The 22,668-nt window shown below is 70.7% G+C and carries 16 protein-coding genes; 14 read left to right on the top strand and 2 right to left on the bottom strand.

Annotated features, from left to right (window positions below):
* The first annotated feature begins 43 nt into the window (after positions 1-43).
* The 12 genes from AB0B55_RS00080 (at position 44) to AB0B55_RS00025 (ending at position 17,151) form a co-directional block, all read left to right on the top strand.
* Entirely contained in the window at positions 44-2,998 is a 2,955-nt protein-coding gene (locus AB0B55_RS00080) for an AAA family ATPase (RefSeq protein WP_357169006.1), read from the top strand.
* Positions 2,999-3,096: 98 nt separating this feature from the next.
* On the top strand, positions 3,097-3,240 hold the full coding sequence (locus AB0B55_RS00075) for a hypothetical protein (RefSeq protein WP_355236120.1): 144 nt from the start codon (positions 3,097-3,099) through the stop codon (positions 3,238-3,240).
* Positions 3,241-3,253: 13 nt separating this feature from the next.
* Positions 3,254-9,445 carry a S8 family serine peptidase gene (locus AB0B55_RS00070; protein ID WP_357169003.1) on the top strand — a complete coding sequence of 2,064 codons (6,192 nt, stop codon included), beginning with the start codon at positions 3,254-3,256 and terminating at the stop codon, positions 9,443-9,445.
* Positions 9,446-9,564: 119 nt separating this feature from the next.
* Complete coding sequence (locus tag AB0B55_RS00065) at positions 9,565-10,182, top strand: TetR/AcrR family transcriptional regulator (protein ID WP_357169000.1); 618 nt, start codon at positions 9,565-9,567, stop codon at positions 10,180-10,182.
* Positions 10,179-10,850 (top strand): VC0807 family protein, encoded by a 672-nt coding sequence (locus AB0B55_RS00060; RefSeq protein WP_357168997.1) that lies wholly within the window; start codon positions 10,179-10,181, stop codon positions 10,848-10,850. Before AB0B55_RS00065 ends, AB0B55_RS00060 begins: the two co-directional genes overlap by 4 nt.
* Positions 10,847-12,061: a nucleotide disphospho-sugar-binding domain-containing protein gene (locus AB0B55_RS00055; protein ID WP_357168994.1), complete on the top strand. Its 1,215-nt coding sequence runs from the start codon at positions 10,847-10,849 to the stop codon at positions 12,059-12,061. The genes AB0B55_RS00060 and AB0B55_RS00055 overlap by 4 nt, the downstream gene beginning before the upstream one ends.
* Complete coding sequence (locus AB0B55_RS00050) at positions 12,058-12,960, top strand: DUF6597 domain-containing transcriptional factor (RefSeq protein ID WP_357168991.1); 903 nt, start codon at positions 12,058-12,060, stop codon at positions 12,958-12,960. The genes AB0B55_RS00055 and AB0B55_RS00050 overlap by 4 nt, the downstream gene beginning before the upstream one ends.
* A gap of 59 nt (positions 12,961-13,019) precedes the next feature.
* The gene (locus AB0B55_RS00045; RefSeq protein ID WP_357125073.1) at positions 13,020-13,613 is read left to right on the top strand and encodes a dihydrofolate reductase family protein; all 594 of its coding nucleotides are present in this window, start codon (positions 13,020-13,022) and stop codon (positions 13,611-13,613) included.
* The gene (locus AB0B55_RS00040; RefSeq protein ID WP_357168988.1) at positions 13,610-14,530 is read left to right on the top strand and encodes an NAD(P)-dependent oxidoreductase; all 921 of its coding nucleotides are present in this window, start codon (positions 13,610-13,612) and stop codon (positions 14,528-14,530) included. The genes AB0B55_RS00045 and AB0B55_RS00040 overlap by 4 nt, the downstream gene beginning before the upstream one ends.
* Positions 14,511-14,939: a PPOX class F420-dependent oxidoreductase gene (locus tag AB0B55_RS00035; RefSeq protein ID WP_357125067.1), complete on the top strand. Its 429-nt coding sequence runs from the start codon at positions 14,511-14,513 to the stop codon at positions 14,937-14,939. The genes AB0B55_RS00040 and AB0B55_RS00035 overlap by 20 nt, the downstream gene beginning before the upstream one ends.
* 356 nt (positions 14,940-15,295) lie before the next feature.
* On the top strand, positions 15,296-16,648 hold the full coding sequence (locus tag AB0B55_RS00030; protein ID WP_357125064.1) for an RICIN domain-containing protein: 1,353 nt from the start codon (positions 15,296-15,298) through the stop codon (positions 16,646-16,648).
* Positions 16,649-16,800: 152 nt separating this feature from the next.
* Positions 16,801-17,151 carry a hypothetical protein gene (locus AB0B55_RS00025; protein ID WP_357168985.1) on the top strand — a complete coding sequence of 117 codons (351 nt, stop codon included), beginning with the start codon at positions 16,801-16,803 and terminating at the stop codon, positions 17,149-17,151.
* 51 nt (positions 17,152-17,202) lie between these two features.
* Here AB0B55_RS00025 and AB0B55_RS00020 read toward each other — a convergent pair whose 3' ends face one another.
* On the bottom strand, positions 17,203-17,667 hold the full coding sequence (locus AB0B55_RS00020) for a helix-turn-helix transcriptional regulator (RefSeq protein WP_357125058.1): 465 nt from the start codon (positions 17,665-17,667) through the stop codon (positions 17,203-17,205).
* A gap of 55 nt (positions 17,668-17,722) precedes the next feature.
* On the bottom strand, positions 17,723-20,590 hold the full coding sequence (locus AB0B55_RS00015) for a BTAD domain-containing putative transcriptional regulator (protein ID WP_357170539.1): 2,868 nt from the start codon (positions 20,588-20,590) through the stop codon (positions 17,723-17,725).
* A gap of 215 nt (positions 20,591-20,805) precedes the next feature.
* On the opposite strand from AB0B55_RS00015, the gene AB0B55_RS00010 reads away from it, so the two are divergent.
* Together AB0B55_RS00010 and AB0B55_RS00005 are read left to right on the top strand one after the other, a co-directional pair.
* Positions 20,806-21,639 carry an alpha/beta hydrolase gene (locus AB0B55_RS00010; RefSeq protein ID WP_357125055.1) on the top strand — a complete coding sequence of 278 codons (834 nt, stop codon included), beginning with the start codon at positions 20,806-20,808 and terminating at the stop codon, positions 21,637-21,639.
* 9 nt (positions 21,640-21,648) lie between these two features.
* Positions 21,649-22,497, top strand: coding sequence for an alpha/beta hydrolase (locus AB0B55_RS00005; protein WP_357125051.1), 849 nt, complete (start codon positions 21,649-21,651; stop codon positions 22,495-22,497).
* The last annotated feature ends 171 nt before the right edge of the window (positions 22,498-22,668 follow it).

Raw genomic sequence — 22,668 nt, 5'->3', positions numbered from 1 at the left:
CGATGGTCTTGTGTCCACGCGCCGAAAAGCGAGATCATCACGCATGCTCGACGCCTCAAACGAGGACGACGGGATCGCGCCAACCGTCGCCACCCCGCGCTTCGTGGGTCGTGACCGGGAGCTGGCGGCACTGCGGGGCGCCCTGGCCCGGCCACCGGCGATCGTGCTGGTGGAGGGCGAGGCGGGCATCGGCAAGAGCCGGCTGCTACGCGAGTGGCACTCCGCCCCGGCCCGGCGCACCGCCCTGGTGTCGGTGTGCCCACCGCTGCGCGAGTCGCTCACGTTGGGGCCGATCGTCGACGCGTTCCGGGGGATCGACAGTCCGGTGTCGCGGCTGCGGCTCACCGCGCTCGCGGGCGCGCTCCGGCCCCTGTTCCCCGAATGGTCCGCGAGCCTGCCGCCCGCGCTGCCGCCCCTGGACGACGCGAAGGCGGCCCGGCATCGACTGTTCCGCGCCCTGGAAGAGCTGCTGCGGGCGCTGCGGGTCGACGTCCTCGTCCTCGAGGACGCGCACTGGGCCGACGAGGTGACGCTGGAGTTCCTGCTGTTCGTCATCTCCCGACAGCACTCGGACGGTCCGAGCCTCGTCATCTCCTACCGGCCCGAGGAGGTCGACGACGGATCGCTGTTGCTACGGCTGACGTCCCGGCTGCCCGCTGGCGTGACGCAGCTGAGGATCGCCCTCGCGCCCATGCGACCCGACGACACGGCGGCGCTGGTCTCCTCCATGCTGGACGGCAATCCGATCTCGCAGGAGTTCACGGCGTTCATGCACGAACGGACCGGCGGCGTCCCGCTGGCCCTGGAAGAGTCGGTCCGTCTCATGTGCGATCGGGCCGATCTCGTCTTCCGCGACGGCCAGTGGGTCCGACTGAAGCTGCGCGAGCTACAGGTGCCGCCGACGGTGCGCGACTCCACCCGGGAGCGGGTGAGCCGCCTGTCGCCCACGGCGCAGCAGGCGTTGCGCGCCGCGGCGACGTTGGCGGAACGGTCCTCGGCGGCGACGATCGCGATGACCGCGGGCCTGTCGCCGGCCGCGTGCCGGGCCGCCATCGCGGAGGCGGCCAACGCCGGTGTCCTGGACGGAGACGACCGCGGCAGGTGGCGCTTCCGGCATGTGCTGGCCGCCACCGCGGTCTACGAGTCGATTCCGCTGACCGACCGCAGACACGTTCATCTGCTGGCCGGGCGCGCCCTGGAGCACCTCCACCCGCCGCCCGTGGCGCGCCTCGCCCACCACTTCCGAGAGGCCGGCGAGACCCCGTCCTGGGCGCGGTACGCCGAACAGGGCGCCGAGTTGGCCATCGCCTCGGGCGACCACACCAAGGCGGTCGACCTGCTTGTCGACCTGCTGTCGTGGGCCGTGCTGCCGCCGGTGGACCGGGCGCGGGTCGCCCGTATCGCCGGAGTCGCCGCCCTGGGCCGCCGGGAAGAGGTCGACCAGGTCCACCACCGGGTGATCCGTACCCTGCGCTCGGTGCTGGAGACCCCCGGCCTCTCCGCCCGGCAGCAGGCCGAGATCCGCAACCCCCTGGGTCGGCTTCTCATCACCGGGGGTGAGGCGCAGGCGGCCCTGCGCGAGCTGGAGCAGGCGGTCGCCAACCTCGACCACGACCCGGTCGAGGCGGCTCGGGCGATGACCTACCTCGGCTGGGCCTACGCGGGACCGTGGCCGGCGTCCACCCATCGGCGATGGCTCGATCGCGCCGCCGATCTCACCGCCCAGATCGACTCCCCCGCCGAGAGGCTGAACCTGGCCGGGAACCGCGCCGCGGCGTTGCTCATGCTGGGCGAGGAGGAGGCGTGGGAGGTCGTCGCCGACCTGCCCCTCGGTGGCTCGACCTCGGCAGAGCGTCTCGACGTGGCCCGCATCCACACGAATGTCGGTACCGGCGCGCTGATCTGGGGCCGGTACGCCGACGCCGAGCAACACCTCGACGTGGCCATGAGTCTCGCCGAGGTCGAGCAGGCGTCCCGGTTGCAGCACAACGTCCGACTCGAACAGGCCAACCTGGCGTGGCTCACCGGTCGGTGGGACGGCCTGGCGGAGACGAGCGCGGCACTCGCCGAGGCCGACCGGGACCGGCCGGCGCACTACCTGGGCAGCGTTCGCCTCGCCGCCCGCCTGGCGGCCGCAGCCGGACGGCGGCGGGTCGCCGAGGAGCAGTTCCGACTCGTCCTCGAGGAGTCCGCCCGTCTCGGCGCGGCCGACGACACGATGGAGGCCGCCGCGGCGCTGGCCAGGTTGTGGCTGACGGACGGCAACAGCGGCCGAGCCCTGCGAATCACGAACGAGCCGATGGAGACCGTCCGGCGAAAGGGCGTCTGGGTCTGGGCGACCGACCTCGTCCCCGCCCGGATCGAGGCGCACCTCGCCGCCGGTGACCTGACGGCCGCGACCCGCCTGACCGACCAGTTCGCCAGGGGACTGCGCGGTCGTACGGCGCCCGCGCCGCGCGCCGCGCTCACCGTGTGTCGTGCCCTGCTGCTCGCCGCGACCGGGGAGCACGCCCGCGCGGCGACGGCGTACGACCGCGCGGCGCGCGCCTGGAGCGCGTTGCCGCGTCCGTACGACGCGCTGCGCGCCCGCGAGCGCCAAGCCGAAGCGATCATCGCGCAGGGCCGGACCGAGCAGGGCGGCGAGCTGCTGGCGGCACAGTACGAGCGGCTGTTCCGGCTCGGCGCCCGCGGCGACGCGGACCGTGTCGCACAGCGGCTTCGCGAACACGGCGCCGAGGTCCCGCGACTGTGGCGCGGCGGCCGACGCGGGTACGGGGACCAGCTCTCACCCCGCGAGCTCGACGTGGTCCAACTGGTCGTCGCGGGCAAGACGAACCGGGAGATCAGCCGGATCCTGGCCAAGTCGCCGGCCACGGTGGACCAGCAGCTACGCGCGGCGATGCGCAAGCTGAAGGTGAGCAGCCGGACCGCGCTCGCGGTCAAGGCGGTGGAGGCCGGTGTGTTCGCCGAGGACGAATCCCTCGACAACGCATCGTGAATTTTGACGTATCCGCCGGATAGCTAAGGCCACCCGGCTCACCGAGCATGAGTCCATGATCCATAGCCCATGGGCGATGAATGCCTGAGCGTCCCGTCGTGCCTGACGACTCCGCCCTCGAACACCAGCCGCCACCCGAGCGGCTCGGCGAATCGCGCGTCACCCCGCGCGACGCCTCCGACGTACGCGACGCCGACGGTGCCGTCGACCACGAGAGCCACGACCCCTACCAACCCCTGTAGGCGAAGGACCCCGATGAGATTCAAAGCCCTCGCGGCAACGCTGGCCGCAGCGGTCGGCCTGAGCATGCTCCAGCCGATACCGGCGTCCGCCGCCGAGCCGGATCCCGGCACGGCGGCCAGGAAGATCGCGCCGACCCTGAAGGACCGCTTCCGCACGCAGCCGGCCTCCGACTTCTGGATCACGTTCGACACGAAGCCCGACCTCGGGCCGGCGAAGAAGATCGCCGACTGGACGGCCCGTGGTCAGTTCGTCTACGACGCACTGGCCACGGCGTCGAAGAGCTCCCTGGCCTCCGTCTCCACCGAACTCGACCGGGCCGGGGTCAAGTACACCCCCTACCCGATCGCCAACGCCGTACTCGTCAAGGGCGGCACCGAGAAGCTCGCTCTCGACGTGGCCGCGCGGGTGCAGGTCGCCGAGATCCACGCCACGCCGCAGGTCGCCCTGGTACAGCCCGTGGAGCAGAAGCTCCCCGCTGACCAGGCGGCCCGACCCGCGGCCCCGAAGGCCGGCGCGGACGACACCGTCACGTGGGGTCTCGAGGCCATCCACGCCCCGCAGGCGTGGGCCATGGGCGCCACCGGCGCGGGTATCACCGTCTCCAACCTCGACTCGGGCGTCCAGTTCGACCACCCCGCCCTGTCGCGTCAGTACCGTGGCGCGAAGCCGGACGGCACCGTCGACCACAACTACAACTGGATGGCCACCCGGGGATCGTGCTCGGCCGCGCCGTGCGACGACAACGGACACGGCACGCACACCATGGGCACCATGGTCGGCGTCGACGGCACCGACCACGTCGGCGTCGCCCCGGACGCGCAGTGGATCGCGACGAACGGCTGCTGCGAGAGGACCGGTGTCGAGTCGCTGCTGCGCTCCGGCTGGTGGCTGCTCGCCCCGACCGACCTTGAGGGCAACAACCCCGACCCGTCCAAGCGCCCGCACGTCGTCAACAACTCGTGGGGCCAGGACGTCGAACACAACTTCGACGACTTCTTCCAGGCCATCGACGAGGCCTGGACCGCCGCAGGCATCTTCAGCACCTGGTCGTCGGGCAACACCGTGCCGTACGCGGCCTGTGACACGGTCTCCTCGCCGGGCTCGGCGGCGACCGCCTACTCCGTCGGCGCCTACTCGGAGGACGGCACGCTCGCGGCGTTCTCCCGCAAGGGCGCGGGTGAGGGCGGTCGGATCAAGCCCGAGATCTCCGCGCCGGGTGTCAACGTCCGCTCGTCCTATCCGAACAACAGCTACGTCGAGATGGCCGGTACGTCGATGGCGGCACCGCACGTCGCCGGCGCGGTCGCGGCGCTCTGGAGCTACGACCCGACCCTGATCGGGCAGGTCGACGAGACCCGTCGCCTGCTCGCCGAGTCGGCGACCGACGTCGACGACACCGAGTGCGGCGGCACCGCCGAGCTCAACAACAAGTACGGCGAGGGCCGGCTCGACCTCGTCCGCCTACTCAAGCTCGCGCCCCGCAAGGGTGGCACCCTCACCGGTGTCGTGACCGCCAACGGCGCCCCGGTCCCCGCCGCCGAGGTGACGATCAGCGGGCCGTTCAGCCGGTCGATCGGCACCGACAAGGACGGCCGCTTCACGACGAACCTGCCGGTCGGCGACTACCAGCTCACCACCAGGGTGTTCGGGTACCTGACCGCGACCGCCACCGTCGCTGTCACCCTCGGCCAGGACACCTCCGTCACGCTGCCGCTCACGGCCGCCGCGAAGCACGACATCGGCGGCCGGGTCGTGGACGACAGGAAGCGGCCCGTGCCGAACGCGGACGTCGCGATCCGGGACACGCCGCTGAAGCCGGTACGCACGGACGCCAACGGCGCGTTCACGATCACCGGTGTCCCCGAGGGCGCGTACAAGCTGGCCGTCACGCCCAACTCCTGCTTCTCGCCGAAGACGCTCCCGCTGACCGTGGGAGCACAGAACGAGTCGCCCGAGATCCCGGTCGGGCTCGTCGTCGACAAGGGCGGCTACAGCTGCGCCGTCACCGAGGGCGAGTACCTGCGCGGCACCGAGCAGGTCACCTTCGGCAGCGGTGTGTGGGCGACGGTGAAGCTGCCGTTCCCGATCGCGCTGTACAACGGCAGCCACGACACCCTCGGCGTCGGCCTGCGTGGCGTGATCGCCCCGGACGGCAGCACCGGTCCCGGCTACGGCGGCGCGGGCGCCTTCCCGTTCTACATGGAGAGCCCCGCCGAGTTCGCCCCCGGCGGCGGTGTCTTCACGGCCGCCACCAAGGTCAACGGTGAGGACGCGTTCGTCGTCGAGTACCGCAACACCAAAATCTGGGCCTACCCGACCCGGTCGGAGTACACCGAACCGGTCAACTTCTCGGCCACCTTCACCCGCTCGGGCACGATGATCTTCGGGTACGGCGACGGCGTCGGAACCGACGACCCGGTGACCGCCGGCGCGAACGCCGTCACCGGCATCCAGGGCTGGGCCGGCGTCGACGGCATCCGGTTCTCCGATCACGCCCCGGTGCTGCGCGACGGGATGATCGTCACCTACGACCTGCCGGACTTCGGGTACCTCGACGCGACCGTCGTGGACAAGAACGACGGGTTGCCGGTGGCCGGCGCCAAGGTCTCCTTCAGCACCAAGGACGGGCTCGTCGAGGCCGTCACGACCAACGGAACCGGTCTCGTGCACCGCCAGCTTCCGCTGGGCGACTACACCATGACGGTCGAGGCGCCGAACTACACGACCGGGTCGTACCCGTTCTCGCTCGACAAGCTCTACGCGCAGGCCAAGATCGACGCGCGTCTGACCACGGGTGTCGCCGGTCTGAAGGCCGACGGCCTCGAGACGCTGTTGGGTACCGACCAGAACGGCGTCGGCTCGCTGACGCTGACCAACACCGGCTCCGCCCCGCTCACGTACGACCTGGGCGAGGCCGCGCGGCACCCCGAGCTCGACGCCACCGGCGCCACCGCGCGTACCGGCGTGGGCGCGGCAAGCACGATCGACCTCGCCGGCTGGAAGGCCGGTGCGAGCGGCATGAAGCCGTCAAACGTCGACGGCAAGCCCGCCACGCCGAGCCTCGCGGAGGCCCAGGCGGCAGCCAGGGTCGGCGCGACCTCCGGCGGAGACGTCATCACCCGGATCGCCATTCCCGGCACGATCGCCGAGAAGGAGCCCTCCGGCATCGGGTACGACGGCGACGTCTGGGTCCACGACTACAACGCGCGGACCAACACCGCCTACACGGTGACCGGCAAGAAGACGTCGAAGGTCTTCGACGCGTCGTGGAACCCCGCGTACCGGGCCTTCGACATGGCGCTCGACACCAAGACCGGTGACATGTGCCAGATGGAGGACAGCCCGGCCAGCTACATCCACTGCTTCAGCCGGGAGACCGGCAAGGAGACGCGGCAGATCAAGGGTGACTGGTCCACGCTCCAGCTCACCGGCCTCGCCTACAACCCGGCCCGGGACGTGTTCTACGTCGGTGGCCGGGCGAACGGCATGATCGGGACGGTCGCCGGCACCTCGCACGACAACCCGGGCGCGCTGCTGTCCTTCTGCACGCCGCCGCTGCCCGAGGTGATGGGCCTGGCCTACAACCAGGCGTCCGACACCATCTGGTACACCGACCTCACCTCGAACCGGCCCACCCGGCTGTTGCAGGTCGACCCCGACGACTGCTCGCTGGTGAACGCGTGGTGGTTCCCGGGCCAGAAGGTGGGCCAGGGCGGCGGCCTCGAGACCGACTCCACCGGCGCGCTGTGGGCGGCGGACCAGATCGCCGACGACGTCGTCCTCGTCGACGTCGAGGACGACCTGCTCACCGACCTGCCGTGGCTGTCGCTCTCCTCGACCGGCGGCACCCTCGCGCCGGGTCAGTCGACGACCGTCCAGGTCTCGATCTCGTCGAAGGACGCCAAGCCGGGTGTTCTCGGCGCGAACATCGTCGTGCGGTCCGACTCCGGACGCCAGTCCAAGACGTACGTGCCGGTGACGCTCACGACCACGAAGTACCAGGTCGGCGTCAACGCCGGCGGCGCGAAGCTCACCGACGGCACCGGCTACACGTGGTCCGCCGACCAGCCGGCGAGCAAGAAGTCGTGGGGCTACGAGGGCAAGACGAAGGTCACCTCCACGAAGGCCGGGATCGCCGGCACGACGGACGACCTCCTGTTCCAGTCGCAGCGCACCACGCCGGAGAAGCAGTTGTTCTACCGCTTCCCGGACGCGCCCAAGGGCACCTACGCGATCGACTTCGGCTTCGCCGAGATCGAGAAGGCGCCGAAGGGCAAGCGGGTGTTCGACGTCCTCGTGGACGGGACGCTGACGAACTACGCGTACGACCCGACCGCCGCCGTGGGACCGAACACCGCCGACTGGCGTACCGCGGTCGTGCAGCACGACGGCGGTCCGCTGACGGTGGAACTGCGGGGCTCGAAGGGCCTGAAGGCCCCGAGCATCGCCGCGCTGCGGGTGACGCTCGACCCGCGGGCGGACGCGGCGGAGCCGGATCCCCAGCCCGAACAGCCGGACCCCGGCCCGGTACCGGTGGCCCCCGCCGGTCGCTCGTACTCGATGAAGGTGACCGAGGGGCTCTACCGCCAGGGCACCCAGGAGTCCGGGTGGTTGGGCGACGACCTCTGTGGCCCGTTGTGGTTCAGCTCCGACTACCTGCAGCCGTTCTACGACACGGCCTGGGACGGCGTGTGCGTCACGACGAACGGCACGCTCGTCTTCGACCGCGCCGCCACGTCGGGCAGCAACACGGCGCTGCCGTCGCCGTACCCGATTGACGCGATCTACCCGTTCTGGGACGACCTCGTCGTCGACGACGAGGCGGGTATCTACTTCGGCACGACCGAGGTGGACGGAGTGGCGGCGCAGGTCATCGAATGGCGCAACGTCACCTTCTTCGCTGACCCGAGCGCCCGGGTGAGCTTCTCGGTCACCCTGATCGCCGACGGACGGATCCAGATCGGGTACGGCGAGGGCGTCGGCGGCGACAACCCCCTCACCAAGGGTTCGTCGGCGACGGTCGGTGTGGAGAGCCTGAACCGCAACCCCGCGGGCCAGTACTCCTTCAACGAGCCGGTCCTGAAGGCCGGCCTGGGGCTGGAGTACACGCTCCCGGCCGCGGGCACGATCGAGGGCACGGTCACCGACAGGAACGACGGCAAGCCGATCGAGGGCGCGGTCGTCACGCTCAAGGGGCCGGCCGGTGAACGGGTCATCACCACCGACGTGAAGGGCCGGTGGAAGGCCCAGGCGCTGGTCGGCGGAAACACGGTGCAGGTGGAGGCGCCGAACTACGTCACCGCCAGCCACCCCGTGACCATCGCCAAGAAGGACCAGGCCGAGGTGGTCGACACGGCGCTGACCACGGGCATCGCCACCGTCGCCGCAACTGACCTCGACTGGCTCCTCGACAAGGGCCAGCAGGCGACGGCCGACGTGACCGTCACCAACACCGGTTCCGCGCCGCTTCAGGTGCGGGTCAGCGAGCAGAAGCGCACCGACGACGGTGGGCACGAGGCCGCCGACCTGCCGTGGCTGACCCTCACGGGCCCGGCCGCGACCGGCCCGGTCACGCTCGCGGTCGGCACGTCGACCACGGTCACGGTGACGGCCGACAACGCCGGCATCAAGCCCGGCGTACTCGTCGGGGACGTGCTCGTGGCGTCCAACGCCGGCAAGGGTGAGAGCCAGCTCAAGCCGGTCCGCCTGGCGACGTCGGCCTACTGGAAGGGCGTCGACGCGGGCGGGTCCGGGTACGTCGACGCCTCGGGCTTCTTCTGGGCGCCCGACCAGGCGCTCGGCTCGCGGCAGTGGGGCTACGTGGGCGGTAAGGCGCACACCACCAAGGCCGACATCGCCGGTACGACGGACGACGCGCTGTTCCGCACCCAGCGGACCGGCGACACGTTCAGCTACGTGTTCAAGAACGCCCCCGCCGGCACGTACCGGATCGGCCTCGACTTCGCGGAGCTCGAGAAGGTCAAGGCCGGCAAGCGCGCCTTCGACGTGCTCGCCGACGGCAAGGTCGTGCTGTACGACCACGACGTGCAGGCGAAGGTGGGCGCGCTGACCGTCGATGCGAACACGGTCACGGTCGAGCACCCCGGTGGCGATCTGACGATCCAGTTCACCCGGGAGAAGGGCGAGGGCGATCCGATCCTCAACGCCCTGAAGGTGCAGGAGGATCCGCGCCTGAAGAGATAGCCGCGCACTGGTCAGAGCCTCCCCGGCGACGTCGCCGGGGAGGCTCTGCCGTTTCCGCACGCGCTGCGGCGATCCCTACGCCCTTGACGGGAAGCCGGCCTTCTGCTGAACTTTTATCTATGCAGATAACACCGGAGGTCGATCGAAAGACGCAGATTCTGGAGGCGTTCGTCGAGCTGCTGGCCGAGCACGGCTACGCGGGGGCGACGTTCGCGCGGATCGTCGAGACGGCGCGACTCAGCAGCACCCGGCTCATCACGTACCACTACGACACCAAGCAGGAGTTGGTCGCCGCGGCGTTGCGCCACATCGTCGACCGGGCGCAACAGGTCATGGTCCCGGCGATCGAGGCTGAGTCGACGGCACGTGGCAAGCTCGCCGCGTACCTACGCTCGAACTTCCGCTTTCTGGGCGAACGACCGGCGTACGCCCGCGCGGCCGTCGAGATCGTCCGCAACCTGCCCAGGGACACGGCGGATGCGGATGCTCGCGAGGACGTACCCGTGATGCTGCTGGCGCACCTCTTCGTCGCCGGCCAGGAGTCCGGGGAACTGCGCACGTTCGATCCGGTGGTGATGGCGGTGACGGTCCGCGCCGCCGTCGACGCCGCCGTCGAGCGGTTCGCCAGCGGTAGCGGATTGGACCTGGCCGCCTACGCGGAGGAGTTGTGCGCGCTCTTCGACCGCGCGATCGCCGCCGAGCCGGCCACGAGGGATCGCGGGGAGGTGCTTCGGTGAGGCCGGTCAGGAACGACACCCAGCCGACGCCGACTGCCGCCGGGCGTACGAGCGAGAGCGCGCGCCGCGCTCTGGTCGGACGAATCGTCGTCGACGTGGTCCTGCCCCTGCTCGTCTACTACGCGCTTCGCGCCCTGGGCGCCGGCGTGCTGGCGGCCACCCTGGCCGCGGGGGCGGTCCCCGCGGCGAACGCCGCCCTGGTCGCCGCCCGCAGCCGGCGGATCGACGTCGCGGGCCTCGTCGTCGTCAGCCTCTTCCTGGCGGGGGGCGCGCTGAGCGTGGTCACCGGGGACGCGCGGCTGCTGTACATCAAGGACGGCTGGCTCACCGGCCTGCTCGGCGCCTGGGTGCTGCTGTCGCTGGCCATGAAGCGGCCGTTCATGCTCCACCTCGGCACGGCCATCGCCACCGCGAAGGTCGGTGATGAGGGCGCTGCGGCGTGGCAGCGACGCTGGACCGACGATCCCGTCTTCCGGCGCCGCCTGCGCCTGGTGAGCGTGGTGGTCGGCGTCGTGCTGATGCTGGACGCCGTGGTCCGCGTCGCCATCGCGTCAGTGATCGACCTCGACGCGGTCGCGACGGTCACCAACGTGCAGTACGTCGTCATGCTCGCCGGCCTGCTGTCCTGGTTCTTCTGGTACACCGCCCGGCACGGGCTGCGCGCATGAGCACGAAGGCCAGTGCGCACGTCGCCGTCCTCGCCGTCGGGGCCACTGGTCACCTGCTGCCCGTCCTCGACGTCATCGAGGAGTTGCGGGCCCGCGGGCACCGGGTCACCTGTTTCGCCCCGGACGGCGCCGCACCCGCCGCGCGACGTGCCGGCGCGCACGTCGTGACGTACGAGTCCACGCTTGTCACGCGCCCGTCGTCGGCGGTGCCGCCGGCCGATTTCGCGGTCTGGCTCCCGTTCGTGCTCCTGGCGGAAGCAGCCGCCGTCGTCCCCCAGATCATCCCCGTGCTGCGCGGCGACGTCCCCGACGTCCTGCTCTACGATCGGGCCGCGCATCCGGCCGGCCGCGCGCTGGCGCAGTTGCTGAACCGGCCGGCGGTGGCGATGTTTCCGTCCTTCGCACAGGGGCCGGCGTGGTCCTTGGCCGCGGCCACCGGGCAGGCGAGCGTCCTGGACCCCGCACATCCCGCCTTCGCCCCGTTGCAGGACCAGCTCGACCAGTTCTCCGCGCGCTGGGGACTGGAGCGCGGCACCGTACGCGACCTGGCCGAGGCACGCGAGCGGCGATCGATCGCGTTCCTCCCGCGGTGGTTTCAGTGCAACGGAGAGGGCTTCGGCCCGGACCACCACTTCGTCGGACCGTGCCTGCGCTCGCGGCTCGGCACCGGACCGGCAGTGCGCGAGCGCCTCGTGTACGTGAGCGCGGGCACCGCGGCGGCCGAGCCCGAGGCGCTACGGCCACTGATCCGAGCGGCGGCCGCCGCGGCGCCCAACCGCCGGGTGCTCGTGTCCACCGGCGGGCTCCCGATCGCCGCTCTCGGGACGCTGCCCGACCGGGTCGAAGCCCACGAGCACGTCGACCAGCTCGCCGCGTTGGCGCAGGCCGACCTGTTCGTCACGCACGCCGGGATGGGCAGCGTCATGGAGTCCCTCTGGTTCGGCGTTCCGATGGTCTGCGCGCCGCGTACCAGCGAACAGCACGTCGTCGCGGCACGGGTCGAGGCTCTCGGTCTCGGGGTGAACCTGTCGAACGGTGCTGGTCCGAACAGCGACGTCGAGGCCCGCATCCGCGACCTCCCGCACGATCCGACGATCCGTGAGCGCCTGCGTACCGCATCCGCGACGGTGCGGGCGGCGGGCGGACGTCGAGCGGCCGCGGACGCGGTGCAGGGGGCCATCGCGTCCGACGGGGATCAGGTCCGCGCGTGAGCGCAGGCGAGTCCTACGTTGAGCTTGCCCCGCTGCCAGGGCTGGTCGACCACCTTCGGACCGTGTGGGTGCAGACCACCGGGACGGCGCCCTACCTGCAGCGGCACCTGCCCACCGGTGGCGCGGAGCTGCACTGGCCGCTCGGCGGAGAGCCACGCCTGCTCGGCCCGTTGACCGGACCCCGGGTCGAGGTGATCCCCGCGTCGACGATCCTGCTGGGCGTCCGATTCCATCCGGGGGCACCCGTTCTGATACCTGGTGGCGTCGGGGACCTGCTCGACCGGCAGGTCGCGCTGGACGAGCTCGGTCACCGGTGGGTGGACCGGCTCGGCGAGGCCATTGCCACCGCCGTCACACCTCGGGCGGGGCTGCTCGTCCTGCAGGAATTCCTGCTGCGCCGCACGCGGACCGCTGGCGGGGATCCCCTCGTTCGCGCGGCGGTGCGCATGCTCATGCCCTGGGCGCCGCGTGAGATCGGCGTCGTCGCCGACCACCTCGGACTGTCGGTCAGCCAGTTCCGTCGCCGCTCTGTGTGGGCGGTGGGAACGGGTCCGAAGTCGTTGCAGCGGACGCTGCGGTTCCAGGGTTTCCTGGCGTTGGCGCAGTCGGGCACCATGGCGGCCGGACGACGCGGGGCCGACGGAATGGTGGGACTCGCGGTCGATGCGGGGTACGCGGATCAGGCCCACCTGAGTCGAGAGGTGCGGCGTCTGAGCGGGCTGACGCCGGCCGGACTGCTCGGCGCACAGGTCGACCGGTGCTCGTGCGGGCACGACCACACCGCGTCGTACGCGCCGTTCCTCGCGGCTCGATCGCCCGAGAAAGTCCATGTCGGTGGAGACGCAGACCACGTGACGGTGCGCGATTCGTTCAAGACCGGTAAGCGCGTCGCTCGATAACGTCCCCCTCCGTGGCAGGCCGGCACCTACCCGGTCCCGCGACGAGTGAGAGGCGATACATGAGCAAGGTCCTCGCAGCCCTGTCGGTCTCGGTCGACGGATACATCACCGGTCGTGACCCGGGACCCCGACGCGGCCTCGGTGACGGCGGCATGCTGTTCGACTGGTATTTCGACGGCGACACACCGAGCGCGGTGTTCGACGGTTTCCGGCTGAGCGCTCCCAGCGCCCGCGTGTTCGACACGGCCGCGGCCAGGGTGGGAGCGAGCCTGGCCGGGCGCAACACCTACGACGACTCCGGCTGGGACAGCGGCGGCACCCCTCACCCCGACGCGCCGCTCGTGGTGCTCAGCCACCGATCGCTGCCCGCCGAGCATCCGCGCCAGATTCTGGTGACCAGTGGCATCGAGGAGGCCGTCGACACGGCCCGCCGCCTGGCCGGCGACAAGGACGTGGCCCTCATGGGGGGCGGAGTGACCACCGCCGCGCTGGCCGCGGGTCTGGTCGACGAGCTGATCCTGCACCAGCGGCCGGTGCTGCTGGGCGCCGGCCGGCCGTACTTCCAGGCCCTGTCCGCACCCGTCGAACTCCGCCTGATCGAGGCCGTCGCCGCGCCGGCCGTGACCCACCTGCACTACGAGGTGGTCCGGTGATCCTCGTGACGGGCGGCCTCGGCATGATCGGCGCCCAGACCGCGCGCGCCCTGACGGACCTCGGGCACACCGTCGTCGCGACCGCCCACCGGCGAACCGAGCGCCCGTCGTTCCTGCCCGACGACGTCATCGTCGAACAACTCGACGTCACCGACGCCGCCGCGGTGTCCACCCTCGGCGACCGGTACCGGATCACCGACATCGTCCACCTGGCCGGCAGCATCCCCGGCGAGGATCGAGTCGCGTACTTCCGGGCCGACACCGCCGGGCTGCTCACCATGCTCGACGCCGCACGCAGCTGGCGCGTGCGGCGTTTCGCCGTCGCCGGCAGTCTCGGCTCCTACCTGGGCAGCAGTGCGATCACTTGGCACGAAGACCTGCCCCTACCCGCGGTGGCCGTACCGCACCCGATCATCGCCTTCAAGAAGGCTGTCGAACCGCTCACCACGAATGCGCTGCGGGACACCGGGATTCAGGCGCTCGTGCTCCGCATCGGCAGCACCTGGGGACCGCTCATGGACCCGGCCACTCCCTTCAACGCGGTCCCGCCCTACATCAGCTCCGTGCTACGCGGGGAACGCCCCACCGCCCTGCACGCCCACGACGGGGGCGACTTCTGCTACGCCCCCGACGCTGGACGCGCAATCGCCCTGCTCATCACGGCAGACGCCCTCGGCCACGAGATCTACAACATCTCGAGCGGACAGCCCTTCACCAACGGGCAGCTGATCGACGCCGTACGCGCGGCCATTCCGGACGCGCGGCTCGACGTGCTCGACGGTCGCAGTGGCGGACCGGGGCGCGATCCCTACCTCGACATCTCCCGCCTCACCACCGACACCGGCTTCGAACCGGCGTTCGACCTCACGGCCGCCGTCGCCGACTACATCAGCTGGCGTGCCCATCACGCCCGATAACCACCACACCACCGGAGGGACCACCGTGCTGCGTCTCGACATCCGCCGTGTGCTCGACGGGTCACCGATCGCCCACCTTGCCACCGTCCTGCCGGACGGCGCACCGCACGCCACCCCTGTCTACGTCGGAACGCACGGCGAACACATCGTCATATTCACCGGGCCCGGCAAGCGCAAAGCGCGCAACCTGCGCCGCGACCCGCGCCTGGCGTTGTCCATCGCGCCGGCCGACGATCCGTTCACTCCGATTGTCGTACGCGGCCGTGTCGTCAACTGGCTCGACGGCGACGCCGCGTGGTCGATCATCGACCGCATCGTCGCCAAGTACACCGACGGGACGTACCCGCGCGACGACGAACGCGTCGTCGCCGTCATCGAACCCGAGCACCAGAGCATCGGCATCCGCTGACGCGCAGCCCGTCCCCGCACACTGGCAGCGGTCGCCCAGGTCTGTCTCGTCTCGGTCGTCGCCGCCCAAGACATTGACACCCCTAATTGCGTGATCTAGCGTCGAGTCGAATCGGTTCGACCCTCGGATCTGGTGCTCCGGCATCCTCCGACGGCCGGGCGCGTGGTGTTCGGGCGAACGTTGTGGGCCACCGACGATTCGACGACCATCCGGTCCCGCACGGGCCGCAGGACCGGTGGCGTCCAGCCGGCCCTCGTCATGGGCACGTCCCGCGCCGCGCGTGGATCACCTCGTACCGAACAGACGAGGCGTCGTGCGGCAGGCCGACGTTCCTTTTCGCACAAGGAGATTCAACTGTGCCACTTCGCAGACTGTCCGCCCCCTGGATCGGGGCAGCCATGGCGGTCCTGGTCCTGATCGCCGTCGGAACCTACATCGTCACCAGCGTCACTCCGGCAGCCGCGGCCAGCACCGCCGGCTGCGGCAAGGCGCCGGGCTTGAACAGCGGCACCCACACCATCCAGAGCGGCGGGAAGAGCCGGAGCTTCATCCTTCGGCTACCCGACAGCTACAACAACACCTACGCCCACCGGCTGGCCTTCGGTTTCCACTGGTTGGGCGGCACCGCCAGCCAGGTCGCGTCGGGCGGCACCGACGGCGCGCCGTGGGCCTACTACGGCATGCTCTCCCAGGCGAACAACACCACGATCTTCGTCGCCCCGCAGGGACTCAACAACGGCTGGGGCAACGCCAACGGTGAGGACGTCACCTTCACCGACGACATGGTCCGCGTGATCGAGAACGCCCTCTGCGTCGACACGACGCAACTCTTCTCCGTCGGGTTCAGCTACGGCGGAGCGATGAGCTACTCGCTGGCGTGTTCCCGGCCGACGGTGTTCCGCGCGGTCGCGGCCATCGCGGCCCCGGGAGCGATCAGCGGATGCAGCGGCGGCACCCAACCCGTGGCGTACCTGGGGATCCACGGCATCAACGACAACATCGCGAACGGCCGGGCGTTGCGTGACAGGTTCGTCCGCAACAACGGATGCGCCGCGCAGAACCCGCCCGAGCCCGCGGCCGGCAGCCGGACCCACATCACCACCGCCTACTCCTGCCAGCCCGGATATCCGGTGCTCTGGGCCGCGTTCGACGGCGGACACCAGCAGGGCCCGGTGGACGGGTGTGCGGGCTGCGAGAGCGGCGCGCGGAGCTGGGTCAAGCAGGAGGTGTGGAACTTCTTCGCGCAGTTCGGCGGCGGCGCGCCGCCCACCACTCCCCCGCCGACGACTCCCCCGCCGACGACCCCGCCACCCAGCCAGCAGAGCGTGCTGATCGTCGGCAGCCAGTCCGGCAGGTGCGTCGACGTCCCCAACTCCAGCACGGCCAACGGCGCGCGCCCGCAGCTCTGGGACTGCCACGGTGGCGCCAACCAGCGTTGGACCCGGACCGCCAACCGCACGCTGACCGTCTACGGCAACAAGTGCCTGGACGCCAGCGGCAGCGGCAGCAGCAACGGCACCGCGGTCATCATCTGGGACTGCAACGGCCAGTCGAACCAGCAGTGGAACGTCAACTCCAACGGCACCATCACCTCCGCGCAGTCGGGGCTCTGCCTGGACGCCGTCAGTTCCGGCACGGCCAACGGGACACAGCTGCACCTCTGGGCCTGCCACGGCGGCGCCAACCAGCAGTGGAGCACGCGCACCTAGGGCATCGCCCACCACCTGTCAGAGACGCGCCGCCCGGGTTCTGTCCCGGGCGGCGCGTGTCGTTCGGGTCCGATCGAACGGCCGAACGAGTAGCCGCCGGATGCTCGTACACCGGGTTCCGCGGTGCTGACGCCCGTTGCAGAATGCGCTGCATGGCGGACATCGACCCACGACGGCGCTGGCGCGAGCAGCGGCGGGCGGAGCTGCGCGGACGGTTCCACCCGGATGTCGCCCAGGGTGACCTCGAGGGATTCGCGTTGGTGCGTCCGGACGGCACGCTGACGGCCGAGGTCGTCCATGTGCAATGGCTGGACAACCACCCGGCCGGGCCCGACACCCACGTCACGGTCTCCTTCGCGGACGGCACCAGCGTGCAGTTCACCTTCGACACGCGGGTCGTCAAGGGGCGAGCGGCCGATCTGGGGGTGCTGAGTCGAGACGAGCTTCGTCTGGCAGCGCCGTCCGGATGGGGAGCGAACGTCGGACACTGGGACCAGCGCTGACTCGGGTCCCGCGACACGCGAACCGCGTGCCGACGCGCAGACCGGGGAGCGTCAGAGACGAGGGCGATCGGCCAGTTCTCGGCGTGAGGTGATGTCGAGTTTGCGAAAGATCTTGCGGAGGTGATAGTCCACCGTGCTCGGGCTGATGAACAGTTGTGCCGCCACCTCCCGGTTGGACGCGCCGTCCGAGACCCGGCGAGCGATGTCGCGCTCCTGACTGGTCAGGCGACGGCTCTGGGCGAAGCGATCGGTCGTGCGGTGGCTCAACCTCCCGCGCAGTTCGCGGCGGGATGCGACGTTCAGCCGGTGGAACACTCCGCGCAGATGGTGTTTGACGGTGTGGGGGCTGATGACCAGGTGTCTCGCGATCTCGATGTTGGTGGAGCCGGCCGCCACCAGCAGGGCGATCTGTTCCTGTCGGGGGGTCAGTGCCGCACCCGGATGAACGCGGGAAGAGTCGGCTGGGGGGCAGTGCATGGTGCTCCTCGGGCGCGGGTTCGGGGTCTCGACGACCATCCGAACGCACCGCTGTGCGCGACGAGTGCAAACTGAGTGCTCGCGCCCTAGCCGCTCACGACGCGTCGCTCATCAGACTCAGCCGGGCCCGGACGTACGCGACCATGGTTCGGTACGTCTCGGCGTCCTCGATGCCGGCGAACTCGATGAGTTCCCGGAAGCCGTTGTCGGCGATCAGGCCCTCGAACCGCTGGCAGCCCTGTTCCGCGCGCGCCTGGTCGCCCAGGTCGAACGCGGCACGCGCGAGGATCGCCGCGACGGCGCAGCGGGGACCGTTCGACTCACTGACGCCTTCGGCCAATCCCCACTCCGAGATCGTCACCGCTCGCTCAAGCTGACCGAGTTTCCAGGACGATTCCGCGAGGAGTTGCGCGTAGCGGACGTTCAGGTGATCAAGGTGCTGCACCATCGCGATGGCCAACCCCTCGTCCGCGATCCGTACGCCGTCGTCGAACCGACCCGAACCGAGCCGCGCTCTCGCGAGTGTCAGCAGCGAGACGGCGAGCGGTTCCTGACGCTCCGTCTGCCGAGCGAGAGCCACCGAGCGTTCGCCGTACGCGTTGGCGGCGTCGTGGTCGCCACGCGCCGACGAGAGCACGGCCAGGTTTCGCAGGACGTCGGCCTGCCCGGCGAGGTCGCCGGCGCCGGCGAAGATGGACAGGGCTCGACGGAGGTATTCGTCGGCCGGTGGCAGCGGGGCGAAGACCTCACCGATGGTACGAAGAAGCTCGGCCTCCATCAGTGGCTCGCCGAGCGCGCCGGCCAGGTCGAGGATCGCGAGGACGGTCGGTGTCCGGCCCGCGGGGATGGAGTTGCTGCCCGGCGCCGAGGCCGCGAGGACCATTGCCGCCGCATCGCGCGCCAGGCCGTGGGCGAGGGCCAGCTCGATTGTCGCCCACAGCGCTGGCCGTTCCCGTGCGTACCAGGCGGCAGCCTGGGACACGCTGTCGAACGACTCGGGCGTGACGTCCGGTGGCGTCCCGGTGGCGGTGCCGACCGGCTGCCGGTGGTGTCTCGCGTACGCGGCCCGGGCCGAGTGCAGGTAGTGCATGACGAGACGCCGCTCGTACTCCGGTCGCTCTCGATCCTCGTCGAGAAGCTCACCCGCGTAGGCCCGCAGCAGGTCATGCAGGAAGTACCGCCCGGACTGCGCCTCGTCGAGCAGGTTCGCGGTGACCAGTTCCGTGAGCAGCGTGCGCGCCCTCGTCCGACTGACCCCGGCGACGCTCGCCATCGACTCCAGCGAGACCCCCGGACCCGGGTGGACGGCGAGAGCGCGGAACACCTGCGCTGCCGATGGATCGAGAGCGCGGTACGACCACGAGAACACCGACCGGACATCGTCTGACGGGTCCGCGCTGGACAACGCGTCGAGTCTGGCTGACGGGGCCGAGACGGCGCTGACGACAGCGCTCAATGGCAGGGCCGGATTGAGCGCCACGCGGGCGGCGACGATCGCCAGTGCGAGCGGCAGCCCGGCACAGAGGCTGATGACCTTGTCGAGCGAGGCCGGGTCCATGGTGGCGCGGCGGGTGCCGAGACGGTTGATCAGAAGCTGCCGGGACTCGGCCCCGGTCAGCCGGTCGACCTGCAGGTAACGTGCCCCCTCCCGGGTGACCAGGCTCGTCATCCGGTGGCGGCTGGTCACGATGACCAGACAGCCTCGGGAGGCCGGCAGCAGCGGACGGACCTGATCGGAGTCGCGGGCGTTGTCGAGGAGGATCAGAACGCGACGACCGGCGAGGCGACTGCGATAACGAGCCGCCTGAGCGTCGACGTTCTCCTGCGGTGACGAGACCGCCGGCTCGCCCAGTGACGCGAGCAGCGTGGCGAGCGCCTCCTGCGGTGACATGACCCGTCCGTCCGGGTCCAGGCCCCTCAGGTCGAGGAACAACTGACCATCGGGAAACTCGTTGGCGATCTGGTGGGCCCAGTGCACGGCGAGGGCGGTCTTACCGATGCCACCCATACCGCCGAGTACGGTGATCACGATCGTCGCGTCGCTGAACGCGTCGGAGAGTAGGCCGTCGAGCACTGCGGCCAGGTCGTTCCGTCGGACGAAGCCCGCGACCGGCGGCGGCAGCTGCGCGGGCCGGGGAGCCTCCAGCGGACGCAGCTCGTCCGGCGAGCTTCCGCCGCTGGCGAGCAGCTCCCGGTACGCCTCCCGCAGTTCGGGCCCCGCATCCACCCCCAGTTCCTCGGCGAGACGTTGGCGCGTCCGCTCGAATACCTGCACCGCTTCCGCCCGGTGGCCGGTGGCCACGTACGCGCGCATCAGGCACGCCTGCAGCGCCTCGTCCAGCGGCGCCGCGGCGGCCACGCTCACCAGCGGGGTCAGGGCGGCGTCGGCCATGCCATGGGCCAGCGCGGCTTCGCTGGCCGCGAGCGCCACCGCGACGCGCTCCCGTTCGATGGCCACGAACTCCGGCGAACGCAACGCCCCGGTCGGCAGGTCGGTGAACGCGGGGCTGCGGCCGAGTTCCAGGGCGGTCAGGTAAGCCCGCACGCCGGACACGGCATCCCCGCCCGCCAGCGCCTCGCGGGCCCGCCGGACCAGCTCGCGATACATGGCCAGATCGGATGCCTCGGTCGCGAGGATCAGCCGGTAGCCCGTACCGGCCGGTAGGAGGTAACGACCGGTCTCGCGGACGTCCAGGTCCGGTTCCAGAATCCGGCGGAGGTTCCCGACGTGCCGGTGGATCTGGTTGGCGGCGCTGGCCGGAGGTCGGTCGTCCCACACGCTGTCGACGATGCTGTCGAGGCTGACCGCGTCACCGCCGGCCGCGAGGAGCTTGGCGAGGATGACCCGCTGGCGGACCGGGCCGAGATCGACGTCCGAGCCATCCCGCCGGCAGCCCATACCGCCGAAGACCTTGAACTCGCAGTGCGACGGCGGCCCGTCCGAGAGCCTGCGGTCGGGCATGGTCACGATTGACATCCTAGAGACGAAGGGGTGGCGGCTTCGCTTTTCGGCCCAAGCCTGCGACTCCTGCCGGGCCCGCCGCATCGCCCATCGCTCGTTGTCTTTCGGGCGGCCGACGACGCCGGGGACTACGTGATTCGGGTGATTCCGAAACGCCGCCACCTCCGTACCTTCGGCAGGGTTCCCAGCGTGGAACGCAAGCCCAAGGAGTACGCATGCCCCATGTCAGCGTTGGCTCAGAGGGAGCCAACCCGATCGACATCCACTACGAGGACCACGGCGCCGGCACGCCGGTCGTGCTCAGCCACGGCTACCCGCTCAGCGGGCAGGCCTGGGAGAAGCAGGTCGCCGCACTGCTCGCCGCCGGGTACCGCGTTATCACGTACGACCGGCGCGGTTGGGGCGATTCCAGCCAGCCCGCGGGTGGATACGACTACGACACGTTCGCCAGCGATCTGAACGTGCTCCTCACGACACTGGACGTACGCGACGCCATTCTCGTGGGCCACTCGATGGGGACCGGTGACGTCGCCCGGTACCTGGGTCGCTACGGCACCGAACGCGTCGCGAAGGCCGTGCTGATGTCGCCGATTCCGCCGTTCCTCCTGAAGACGGACGACAATCCCGAAGGCGCGCCGCAGGCGTTGTTCGATGGGTTCATCCAGGCCGCGCGGGCCGACCGGAACGGGTGGCTCAAGCAGTTCCTGGAGAACTTCTACAACCTCGACGTGTACGGCGGATCGCTGGTCGGCGACGAGGCGTTCCAGGCCAGTCTGGCCGTGGCCGAGGCCGGGTCCCCGGTCGCCGCGGTGGCGTGTATCCCCACCTGGCTCACCGACTTCCGCGAGGACCTGGCCAAGGTTGACGTGCCGGTGCTCGTGATCCAGGGCGACCAGGACCGTGTGCTGCCCATCGGGGTGACCGGCCAGCGGGTTGCCGCCTTCGTCGGGGATTCCCGGTTGCTCGTCATCGAGGGCGGGCCGCACGCCATTGCCTGGACCCACGCCGATCAGGTCAACGCCGCCCTGCTCGATTTCGTGCAGCAGTAAGGAGAAACCGTGAAATTGTCCTTCAAGCGCCGCCTCGTCTCGGTAGGCGTGGCCATCGGTGCCCTCACCCTGACCGGTGTCGGTGTCGGCACCGCGCAGGCCTCGGCGACTCACGTCACGCAGTCGCGCCCCGCCGCGACCAAGCCGACAGTCGTGCTCGTGCACGGCGCGTGGGCGGACGGGTCGAGTTGGGACAAGGTGACCGCCAAGCTCCAGCACGACGGCTACCGGGTGGTCACCCCGCCGAACCTGCTGTCGGGCGTGGCGAACGACGCCGCGAGTCTCCGCGCGTACCTGGACACCATCACCGGGCCGATCGTCCTCGTCGGGCACTCGTACGGCGGCATGGTGATCACGAACGCCGCCCTGGGCAACGAGCGGGTCAAGGCCCTGGTGTACGTCGACGCGTACATCCCGGACCAGCACGACACCGTCTTCTCGCTGACCTCGGCCGTGCCGGGCTCGGTCTTCGGGGGCGACACGTCCGCCGTCTTCGACCAGGTCGCGATCCCCGGTGAGACCGGCAACGTCAACCTGTACGTGAAGCCGTCGGTCTTCGGTACGGCGTTCGCCGGCAGGAGCATTCCCGCCAAGGACGTGGCGGTGCTGGCCGCCCGGCAGCGTCCGCTGGCCTTCAGCGCTCTGGTCGAGGAGTCCGGCGCGCCGGCGTGGAAGACGATCCCCTCGTGGTCGGTGATCGGCAAGCAGGACGCCGTCATCCCTGCCGCCGAGCAGGTCGTCATGTCCGAGCGGGCCAAGGCGCACAGCGTCCAGATCAACGCACCCCACCTGTCCATGGTCACCGACTCGGGTGCGGTCACCAACCAGATCGAGGCCGCCGCCAAGGCGACCAACTGACACGGCGGCCGGCCGTGGCACCGCACAGCGCGATGCCACGGCCGGTCGGGAGGTGGCCGCGTGGGCTGGTCCAGCCCACGCGGCCCCGGGGGCCGAGGTCAACGGGACGGGTCAGGGGGGGGGGCGGGGCGCCCCCAGAAAGTGCCCGGGGATGGGGAGAGCGGGGGGGTG

The sequence above is a fragment of the Micromonospora sp. NPDC049107 genome, from assembly GCF_040648595.1.
Lineage (GTDB): Bacteria > Actinomycetota > Actinomycetes > Mycobacteriales > Micromonosporaceae > Micromonospora.
This window is presented reverse-complemented; position numbering and strand designations above follow the sequence as displayed.